Origin of the sequence: Sandarakinorhabdus sp. (genome assembly GCF_040398665.1) — a bacterium.
GTDB lineage: Bacteria > Pseudomonadota > Alphaproteobacteria > Sphingomonadales > Sphingomonadaceae > Sandarakinorhabdus.
Genome location: NZ_JBBATQ010000006.1, coordinates 163,803 through 173,285 on the forward strand (window position 1 = coordinate 163,803; position 9,483 = coordinate 173,285).

Annotated in this window: 8 protein-coding genes and 1 pseudogene; 5 read left to right on the forward strand and 4 right to left on the reverse strand. The window is 64.5% G+C overall.

All coding sequences use genetic code 11. The annotated features are described in order from the left end of the window. The first annotated feature begins 83 nt into the window (after nt 1-83). Complete coding sequence (locus tag ABWP22_RS10045; RefSeq protein WP_353199836.1) at nt 84-950, forward strand: alpha/beta hydrolase; 867 nt, start codon at nt 84-86, stop codon at nt 948-950. Between the two features lie 33 nt (nt 951-983). On the opposite strand, the gene ABWP22_RS10050 is transcribed toward ABWP22_RS10045, so the two are convergent. After that, a complete protein-coding gene (locus tag ABWP22_RS10050) occupies nt 984-2,342 on the reverse strand; it encodes an aromatic ring-hydroxylating oxygenase subunit alpha (protein ID WP_353199837.1) in 1,359 nt (452 codons plus the stop codon). Nucleotides 2,343-2,392: 50 nt separating this feature from the next. On the opposite strand from ABWP22_RS10050, the gene ABWP22_RS10055 reads away from it, so the two are divergent. Further along, a complete protein-coding gene (locus ABWP22_RS10055) occupies nt 2,393-2,854 on the forward strand; it encodes a DUF3237 domain-containing protein (RefSeq protein ID WP_353199838.1) in 462 nt (153 codons plus the stop codon). 57 nt (nt 2,855-2,911) lie between these two features. Here ABWP22_RS10055 and ABWP22_RS10060 read toward each other — a convergent pair whose 3' ends face one another. Further along, on the reverse strand, nt 2,912-3,205 hold the full coding sequence (locus tag ABWP22_RS10060; protein WP_353199839.1) for an addiction module antidote protein: 294 nt from the start codon (nt 3,203-3,205) through the stop codon (nt 2,912-2,914). A gap of 5 nt (nt 3,206-3,210) precedes the next feature. Continuing rightward, entirely contained in the window at nt 3,211-3,507 is a 297-nt protein-coding gene (locus ABWP22_RS10065) for a type II toxin-antitoxin system RelE/ParE family toxin (protein WP_353199840.1), read from the reverse strand. Nucleotides 3,508-3,617: 110 nt separating this feature from the next. Between ABWP22_RS10065 and ABWP22_RS10070 the strand changes: the two genes are divergently transcribed. Next, nucleotides 3,618-5,045 (forward strand): amidase family protein, encoded by a 1,428-nt coding sequence (locus tag ABWP22_RS10070; protein ID WP_353199841.1) that lies wholly within the window; start codon nt 3,618-3,620, stop codon nt 5,043-5,045. A 12-nt stretch (nt 5,046-5,057) separates the two neighbouring features. Here the strand turns inward: ABWP22_RS10070 and ABWP22_RS10075 are convergent, their stop codons facing one another. After that, nucleotides 5,058-8,339 carry a VPS10 domain-containing protein gene (locus ABWP22_RS10075; protein WP_353199842.1) on the reverse strand — a complete coding sequence of 1,094 codons (3,282 nt, stop codon included), beginning with the start codon at nt 8,337-8,339 and terminating at the stop codon, nt 5,058-5,060. A gap of 44 nt (nt 8,340-8,383) precedes the next feature. Between ABWP22_RS10075 and ABWP22_RS10080 the strand changes: the two genes are divergently transcribed. Together ABWP22_RS10080 and ABWP22_RS10085 are read left to right on the forward strand one after the other, a co-directional pair. Further along, complete coding sequence (locus ABWP22_RS10080; protein WP_353199843.1) at nt 8,384-8,695, forward strand: hypothetical protein; 312 nt, start codon at nt 8,384-8,386, stop codon at nt 8,693-8,695. 285 nt (nt 8,696-8,980) lie between these two features. Further along, nucleotides 8,981-9,483 (forward strand): annotated as a pseudogene (locus tag ABWP22_RS10085) (hypothetical protein); the annotation flags it as partial.

Genomic DNA, 9,483 nt, shown 5'->3' on the forward strand with positions numbered 1-9,483 from the left:
GCCCGCAAATTTCTGTCGGGGCCGCAAGGCTTGTCAGGCGAAGGGCGTTGCGCCAGACATTGAAGACACGGCGGGAGCAGGCGATGATGCGACAGGGGATATTGGCTGGCCTGGCAGCACTGGCCCTGGCGGGCAGCGCACTGGCGCAACCGTCACCGCTGTTCACCGATCCGCCGACCAGCCTGTCGCCGCGCGCGCGCATGGAGGTGCTGCACATCGCTTCCGGCGCCGTGGAGATCAACGGCGTCGCCTATCTCGCCGCCGGGCCGGGCCCGCATCCCACCATCGTCATCTGCCATGGCTGGCCGGGCAACGAGAAGAATCTCGATCTGGCGCAGGCGTTGCGGCGGGCGGGGTGGAACGCCATCACGTTCAACTACCGCGGCAGTTGGGGCAGCCCCGGCGTTTTTCGCTTTGCACAGAATCCGGATGACGCGCGCGCCGTGCTGGCGCATCTGCGCGCGCCCGACGTGGCGGCAAAGCTCGGCATCGATCCGCGCCGCATCGTCCTCGCCGGGCACAGCATGGGCGGCTGGGTCGCGGCAACTGTGGGCAGCGACGATATCGGACTGGCAGGCGTCGTGCTGATATCGGCAGCCAACATGGGGATGGTCGGCGCGCAACCACGCGCGCGGGTGGTGGCACAGGCCGCCGGCAACAGCGAGGCGCTGGCCGGCACATCGCCCGAAATCCAGGCCGACGAATTGATCGCCGGCGCCGCCCGTTTCGATCTGCGCCCGCGCGCCGCGGGCCTGGCCCGCCAGCCGCTGCTGGTGCTGACATCCGATGACGGGCTGAAGCCGTTGACCGACCCGATCGTCGCGGCGGCCCGCGCCGCCGGTGGCAGCGTGACCGAAGCCCATCAAGCCACCGATCACAGCTGGTCGGATGCCAGGCTGACGCTGGCCACGCGCATCCACGCCTGGTTGCAGGCTCTGCCCGCCCGCTGATGGGGTCCGCCGTTCGGCTGCGGTCAGCGCAGATCAGTCGGCCATATAGGCATCCAGCGTCGCGTGATAATGCCGGATGCGGCTTTCCTGATAACGCGCCAGGGTGACGCCCGGTTTGCGGGTGGCGCGCAGGCCCTTCTGGATGCGCATCAGATTGTCGGTATCCTGATCCGCCACCATGGCCGCCGAGCCAAGTTCGGGCGCGTCGCTCCAGTTCTGATCGGGGCCGAGCATCGTCATCTTGGCCGGCGTGGGGTGGGAACCGTCGGGCGCCTTCGAAAACAGGAACATGATTTCCATGATCGAGCTTTCCGGATCATCGCCGTTCGGCCTGAACCGATAGGTGATCGGCAAGGCCTGCCCACCCCACGGCACCATGTTGGGGAACAGCATATATTCGATCAGATCGAGTGATTCCGAATCGGACAGGTCCGACATGTCGCGCCCGATGCTGCGGGAGATTTTTTCCCGGGCGCGTTCGGCGAGTTTGCCGCGTGCGGTCTCGCCTTGCGCGACTTCGATGGGCCTGCCCGCGAAAAACGGCACGTCGCGGCGCATCTCCGCAATGGTGCGCTCCGGCGGAATGCCCTTCATCGATGGCGAGGGCACCCCCTGCACGCTGATCATCCGGCTGACGTGACGCACATCTGGCCAGATATCATATTGGGTGTTGGTATCGCCATAATAGCCCATCACCTGGGGGTGGGCGACGCTGACATGATAGGCTTCGACAAACGCCTCCATCGCCAGTTTCCAGTTGCACGGCATGATCTTTGCAACGTGCGCGGCGACATAGCGATCTTCGAGATTGAACGCTTCGAAATGGGCGGGAAGATTTTCAAGATAATCCGCCAACGGCGGGCAATCAGGATCGAAGTTGACGAAGACGAAGCCACCCCAGATGCCCACCTTGGCTTCTGGCAGGTTCAGGCTGGCCTTGTCGACATGGGGGAAATCCCACTGCCCGGGGATGATCGACAGGGTTCCGTCGAGCTTCCAGGTCCAGCCGTGGAACGGGCAGCGCAGTTGGTGGACGCAGCCGCCTTCGGTGCGCAGCAAGGTGCCGCGGTGCAGGCACGCGTTCACATAGGCGCGAATTTCGTCGGGCGCGGTGCGGATGACGATCAATGAATCGTGCACGATTTCGTAGATCATATGATCGCCGACATTGGGAATATGTTCGACGCGGCACGCCAGTTGCCAGCATTTGCGCCAGACCTTTTCGACTTCGCGGTCATGCCAGGCTTTGCTGAAATATCGTTCGATCGAGACGTCCGCCAAACTCTGGCCCTGCGCAGGCGATTCCACGCGCATGACGGCCGGCGGCGGATTGGTGTCGCCTTCGAACACCTCCTGCACCGAAGGTCCCGGGCGCCGCGCGATGATGTCCATGTCTTTCTCCCCGTTTGCTGTCCCGCAAACGCGCTGGTACCACGGTGCCCATGGATAGGCTCGCACACAAGCATCTTGTCACACTGACTCTTGCGGTCGATTTTCGCGCGATGCTGTCGATCGGCAAGACGCCGGCAGGCCTGCGCCGCATCGCGCCGGTGATCGGCGGGCAATTTGTCGGCGAACGGCTTGGCGGCAAGGTGCTGCCGGGGGCGGACTGGGTGATCAATCGCCCGGATGGCGTCATGGTCATCGATGTACGCCTGGCCCTCGAAACCGCAGATGGCGCGTTGATCTACCTCACCTATCAGGGCCGCTTCCTGGCGGAGCCAGAGGCCATGGCGCGCTTTGGCAGAGGCAAGCTGCTGGAGCGCAGCGAATATTCGCTGGCGATTGTAGCACGCTTCGAATGCGGCGATGAACGCTACGCCTGGCTCAACAATGTCGTCGCCGTGGGCACCGGCGAACAGACGTTGGCGGGGCCGATCTATACGATTTTCGAAATCGGCTGAGGCAATTGCCTGACGTCCATCCCGCGGGCGGAACAGCAGGGCGCGAATTCGAATCGTTCAGGGCGCGCCTGCTGGCATTGCTGCCAGTTTCAGTCCCATGGCGCGAATGACGCCGAGCACAGTGGCCAGTTCCGGCCGGCCCGTGTCTGACAGCGCACGATAGAGATTTTCCCGCTGCAAGCCGGATTGCCGGGCAACATCGGTCATGCCTTGCGCCCGCGCCAGCACGCCCAGGGCATGCGCCACCACGGCGGCATCGCCAGTGGCCAGCGCATCGCTCAGATATTCGGCTTGCGCCGCCTCATCGTCCAGAAAGGGCGCGGCATCGAAGGGGATTGTTGTCACCGCCATTTGCTTCACTCCAAATCTGCCAGCATCGCCTTGGCGCGGGCGATATCCCGGCTTTGGCTGCCCTTGTCCCCACCGCACAGCAGGACAATCACCACGTCCCCCCGCCGGGCAAAATACACGCGGTATCCAGGTCCATGGTCAAAACGCAATTCCGCCACACCATCACCGACCGGCTTCCAATCGCCCAACAAGCCCAATTCCACCCGCGCCAACCGCCGCCCGATGATCTTGCGCGCGCCCATATCTTTCAGCTTCGCCAGCCAATCAGCGAAGGCCAGTGTTTGCCGAACTTGCAGCACCATGACTGTATCCTATAACATACAGTCCGAGGCCTGCACCAGCCCCCTCGCATAAGGCCGCGCACGCGCACGCGTGATGCGATAGGGAGGTCCATCAGGCAGGGGGAATGCACATGGACAGCGCAGACATGATCGAGCTTTCGGCAAGCGCGGCCGTGGCGGCGATGCGAACGGGTGAGATGACGGCGCTGGACTATGCCGAAGCGCTGCTGGCGCGCTGCGCGGCGGGTGCGGCGCTCAATGCCTTCATCACGCTTGATCCTGATGCGGTGCGCGCCGCGGCGCGGGCGGCGGATGCGCATCGGGCAGCGGGCGGCGTACTGGGCGCGCTGCACGGCCTGCCGATCCCGGTGAAGGACAGTGTCAACACCGCCGGCATCGAAACGACAGCGGGCACCAAAGCCCTGCGCGGCTGGATTCCGGCGCGCGATGCCACCACCATCGCCCGGCTGAAGGCCGCCGGCGCCCTCGTGCTGGGCAAGACCAATATCCACGAGCTGTCATTCGGCTGGACCAGCAGCAATCTGGAATTCGGCGCGGTGCGCAACCCCTATGACCCGTCGCGCATCCCCGGCGGATCGTCGGGTGGCACCGCGGCGGCAGTGGCGGCGCGGATGGCCCCGCTGGGCGTGGCCGAAGATACGCAGGGCTCCATCCGCGTGCCGGCGGCGCTGTGCGGCATCGCCGGCTTCCGCCCGACCACGGGCCGCTATCCCACCGATGGCACCGCACCGATCACGCCCTTGTTCGATCAGATCGGGCCGCATGCGCGATGCGTTGCCGATCTGGCGCTGTTCGATGCCGTGGTGAGCGGCGACATGGAACCGATCGAACCGGCGGCGCTGGCGGGCCTGCGCATCGGGCTTGATCGCAATTTCTTCTTTGACGGCATCGACGCCGAAGTCGCTGCGCTGACGGAACAGGCGCTGGCGCGGCTCGCTGCGGCGGGGGCGGTGATCGTCGAGGCGCCGGCGCCGGGGCTGGACGGGGTCATCCCGGTGGCCATGGCGATCCAGGTGCATGATGTGGTGCCGGCGCTGGAACGCTATCTGCTTGAATCAGGCGCACCGGTCGATTTCGAGACGATGTTTGCCGGCGTCAGCGCCGATGTGGCTGCTGTGTTCACCCAGATGGCGCTGCGCGGTGCGCCGTCGGCAATTACCGGAGAACTCTATGCCGCCGCCCGCGACGTGGCGCGGCCGGCACTGCAGCAGGCGATGGCGGCCTGGTTCGCCGAGCATCGCATCGATGCCATGCTGCTGCCAGCAACAATGGTCGCGGCCACGCCGATCGGCGATCAGAGCAATATCGAGATCGGCGGCCTGTCCGTATCGTTCACCACCGCCATCGCCCGCAACATCAGCCCGGCCAGCACCCTGGGCTTGCCGGCGCTGGTGCTGCCGTGCGGGTTGACCGCTGGCGGCTTGCCCGTGGCGATCGAGCTCGACGGCGCGGCCGGCGACGACCGCCGGTTGCTGGCGATCGGCATGGCCGTAGAGGCGGTGCTGGGGCCGCTGCCGGCGCCGGTGCTGCGCGGCTGAGCCGGGCACGCCTCACCACATTTTCTGCTCGTCCTCGTCCTCCGCATCATTGTCATCGTCACCGGTCACGGGCTTGTTGTCGCCCGGCGGCAGCGGCTTGCGCTGCAGGATCGTCATCCCGGCGGCTCGCAGCGCGGCATTGGCGGCCGGCAAGCCTTCGGCCAGCGCAGTCTCCAGCGCCTTCAGTTGCGCATCGAGCTGCGCTGACAGCGCGGCAAACACGGTGCGGGTGCCGTCGGTGGGCGGGGCTTCGGCGCTTTCGATGATGCCGATCAGCGCGGCCAGCTTGTTGTTCAGCTTGATCGGATAGTTGAGCGGGTCCTGCCGGCTCTGCATCTTCACCTGATAGATCTCGGCCTCGATCGCCGAAATCCGCGCCATCAGCGCTGGCACCGCCGCCGGCATCGGCTTGCCGGCCTTGGCAATCGCATCCACCTGCGCACGGATCCCGCGCACCAGCAGCACGGCGTTGTTGGCGTCGCTCACCCGCGCCGTCACCGCACGCGCCAGATCGAACCGCGCCGTCAAGGCCGCTGGCGTCACCTTGACGCGCGGGTCGGCGCCAATGGTGAAGTTCTGCTCGAAATTCCGGCCATCGACGATCAGCCGCGCCCGATAGGAACCGGGCAAGGCCGCCACGCCGCGGTTGGACGCGGCCCAGAAGATCATGCCGTCAAAGACGGTGTAGCCGGGGTGGCGCATGTTCCAGGTGAAGCGGTTCATGCCCGCTTTCATCGCGGCGGTCGGGGTCTTCGGCGGGCCGTCATCCTCATCATCATCACCGCCGGCCGCGACCGCGCCGCCGGCGTTGGCGGCTTCCGGCTTTTGCCCATCGGGCTTCAGCGGATCAGGTTTTGGCGCGTCCGGCTTCGGCGCGTCCGGCTTCGGCACTTCGGCCTTGCCCTCGAAGCGCTGGATCAGGCGGCCGTCACCGCCCAGAATCTCGATGGCCAGCGATTTGGGCGCGGCGGCCAGATGATAATCGATGGCCACACCGGGATCGAGCCCGCGCTGCGCCGGGGCCGGCGCGAACAGCCGGGTTGCCGGCGTCAGGCTGGAATCGACCTGGCGCAGCAGGCCGGCATTGTCCATCACCCAGAAACCGCGGCCATGGGTGGCGATCACCAGATCCTGGCCGGACACGGCAAGATCGGCCACCTCCACATCGGGCAGATTGGCCTGCAATTTGTGCCAGGCGGCGCCGCCATCAAAGCTGACCCGCACGCCGCGTTCGGTGCCGAGATAGAGCATGCCAGGGCGCGCGAGATCCTCGCGGATGGAGCGCAGCATCTCATCCGCCGGCAGCCCGGCGGTGATCGGCGTCCAGCTCTTGCCGTAATCTTCGGTCTTGAAGCCAATGGGGCTGAAATCGTCCATCAGGAAGCGGTGCGCCACCACATAGGCCGTACCGGGGCTGTGGGGGCTGTCCTCCACCGTGGTGATCTTGGCAAATTTCGGCATCGCCGGCGGGGTGATGTTGGCCCAGCTCGTGCCGCCATTGCGGGTGATGTGCACCATGCCATCATCGCTGCCCGCCCAGATCACGCCCTTTTCCAGCCTGGACGGCGCCAGCGCAAAGACGGTGGCATAGGTTTCCACACCAGTCTGATCGCGGGTGATCGGGCCGCCCGATGGCCCCAGCGTCGCTGGATCATGCGCGGTCAGATCGGGGCTGATCTTCTCCCAGCTCTGGCCCTCGTTGCGGCTGCGCCAGACATGCTGCGAGGTGACATAGAGCGTGCCGGGTTCGTGCGGATCGAACAGGATCGGGAAGGTCCACTGGAACCGTTCGGCAATGTCGCCCGCCGAATAGCCCATCGGATTGTCGGGCAGCACGTTGATCACGCGGCTGAGGCCAGTGGCATGATCATAACGGGTGAGCAGGCCGCCATAGCTGCCGGCATAGAAGATATCCGGATTGCGCGGATCGGGCGCGACATAGCCGCTTTCGCCGCCACCCACCGCGATGCCGTAGGCGCCGCCGAGCACATTGCGGTTGCGGTGCCCGCGCACCGGCACGCAGATGGTGCTGTTGTCCTGCTGGCCGCCACAGGCATAGGCCGGCTGATGCGCAGTAAGCGACAGGCGATAGATTTGCGCCGTCGAAAAATCCTGCCGGGTCCAGCTGGTGCCGCCGTTCACGCTGACGTTGGCGCCGCCGTCATTGGTCTGGATCATGCGTTGGTTGTTGTCTGCGGCGATCCACAGATCATGATTGTCGCCGTGCGGCACCTTGATCTTCTTGGGGAAGGTCTTGCCGCCGTCATCGGAGCGGTGGAAATTGACGTTCAGCACATAGACGCGATCCTTGTCCTTCGGATCGGCCTGGATGCGGGTGTAATAAAAGGCGCGCTGGCGCAGATCGCGGCTTTCGTTGCGCTTTTCCCAGCTCTTGCCGCCATCGTTGCTGGCATAGACCCCGCCGGCGGCCTCATGTTCGATGATGGCATAAACGCGATTGGGATCGGCCGGCGACACGCTCACCCCGATCTTGCCGAGCAGGCCGTCCTTGGGCAGGCCCGGTGCGCGGCTGATCTCGGTCCAGTTGCCCCCGCCATCCGTGCTCTTGAACAGGCCGCTGCCCGGCCCGCCGCTCGACATGCCCCAGGGCTTGCGCCAGGCTTCCCACAAGGCGGCATAGACGATGTCGGGGTTGGCCGGATCGATGCTGATGTCCACCGCGCCGGTCTTGGCATCGCGATACAGCGACTTCGTCCAGCTCTTGCCGCCATCCTTGGTGCGGAACACGCCGCGATCGTCATTGTCGGCACCATAATGGCCGAAGCCGCCGACGAAGACGGTGTCGCAATCCTTGGGGTGGATGCGCACGCGGCTGAAATTCTGGACATTGGCCAGGCCCATTTTGGCCCAGCTCTTGCCGCCGTCGCTGGTTTTCCACACGCCATTGCCGGGCAGGATATTGCCGCGCAGCTGGGATTCGCCGGTGGTGGCATAGACGATATCGGGATTGGCCTCGCACACGGCGACGCCGCCGAAGGCCGCGGTATCAACCTTGCCGTCGGTCATCGGCTGCCACGAAACGCCGCCGTCCACGCTTTTCCACACGCCGCCGCCGGTCGCCGCGAACCAATATTCGTTGGGCCGCGCCACACTGCCCACCGCCGAAATCGATCGCCCGCCGCGCGCCGGGCCGATATTGCGCCACTTCAGGCCGCCGAAATAGGCCTCCACGCCGGCCGCAGATGGGGCTGGCGCCTTGGCCGGCTGCGCCGACCCCGCAACCGCGCCCAGCACCGCCACCGCAGCAACACCCGCCAGATAGATCGCCCGCATGCCGTAACCCCCAAGATCTGCACCTTGGTAGCAGGCCGGATAGGGTGAGCAACCAGCTTTTCTGGCATGCGGGGCCGACAGAAGACCGGCCCTGGCCGGCCCGCGCCACCATATTCAGCCCGGTTACACGCAAAGCCGCCACCAGTGCCCGCGCCTTTGAACGCTCCCTGTTCTGCAGGCCAGCCGCCGCGCTCGGCCCGGTGTCTGCCCGGCTGTTTGCCGATACCCCCCGCTTGGCGGCCGCGCTCACATTCTCGCTCCAACCGCACAGCTTGCAGGTCACACGCCTGCCGCAGATCCTCACCAGTCCCACTCGCGGCATGCGCCCTTTCAAGGGCATGGCAAAATTCCCGTAGCTGGCGCGCAAAGGCCGAATTTCCGTGTTGCAGGCATGACGTGCCGAACAAGCGCGTCCGATGCGCCCGCACCGCTTCGCTCGCTATTCTCCAGTATTCTTCCGGCATCTCTGCGTCGAATTTTCTATAAAACTCGGATTATCTGGAAAAATGTAAAAATAATTTCTACAAAAATCTGCGATTCGTGCGGATCAAAAATAATATTTTTCGTCACCATATTGTCGAAATTATACTTCATTCATACCCTGAGTATTCGGCTTTTCGAGTCGGATTTTTGGGGGCGTCATGACGATTAACTTTAGATTTGTCTCGGTTGCGCTTGCAGCCGTGATTTCTCAGGCTGCATTTGCACAGACCGTTTCACCGCCACAGCCCACAACAACAACTCAAGCGCCTCTGGCACCAGCAGCATCGCCACAGCCGGCCGTGGCGGTTATCGAAGCCTCACCGAAGGCGGGCATACTTCGCGCCGGAACTGAAATTGCTCTCACCACACGTGAAGAGTTGACGACCAAAAAGAAGAGGCTCCGTGTTGGGCAACGTTTCCAAATGGAAGTGGCTTCAAGCATCATTTCAAACGGAGCGATTGTCATTCCTGGTGGAACACCGGTTGTCGGAGAGATCACTGAAGTACGCAACAAAGGGATGTGGGGAAAATCTGGCTTCATCAGCGCGCGCGTCATTTCCATGCGTCTTGCAGACCGCGTAATAAGGATGAGCGGAACGTTTGACGTGACGTGCCCCCCTGATTGGTACCGATCAGAGGTGGAGTCCTTTGCTTTGATGGC

Excerpts from the sequence above, each read along its gene's own strand:
- ABWP22_RS10050 (WP_353199837.1), bottom strand. The coding sequence starts at position 2,342 with ATGGACATCATCGCGCGGCGCCCGGGACCTTCGGTGCAGGAGGTGTTC.
- ABWP22_RS10065 (WP_353199840.1), bottom strand. The coding sequence starts at position 3,507 with ATGGTGCTGCAAGTTCGGCAAACACTGGCCTTCGCTGATTGGCTGGCG.
- ABWP22_RS10055 (WP_353199838.1), top strand. The coding sequence starts at position 2,393 with ATGGATAGGCTCGCACACAAGCATCTTGTCACACTGACTCTTGCGGTC.
- ABWP22_RS10045 (WP_353199836.1), top strand. The coding sequence starts at position 84 with ATGATGCGACAGGGGATATTGGCTGGCCTGGCAGCACTGGCCCTGGCG.
- ABWP22_RS10060 (WP_353199839.1), bottom strand. The coding sequence starts at position 3,205 with ATGGCGGTGACAACAATCCCCTTCGATGCCGCGCCCTTTCTGGACGAT.
- ABWP22_RS10070 (WP_353199841.1), top strand. The coding sequence starts at position 3,618 with ATGGACAGCGCAGACATGATCGAGCTTTCGGCAAGCGCGGCCGTGGCG.
- ABWP22_RS10075 (WP_353199842.1), bottom strand. The coding sequence starts at position 8,339 with ATGCGGGCGATCTATCTGGCGGGTGTTGCTGCGGTGGCGGTGCTGGGC.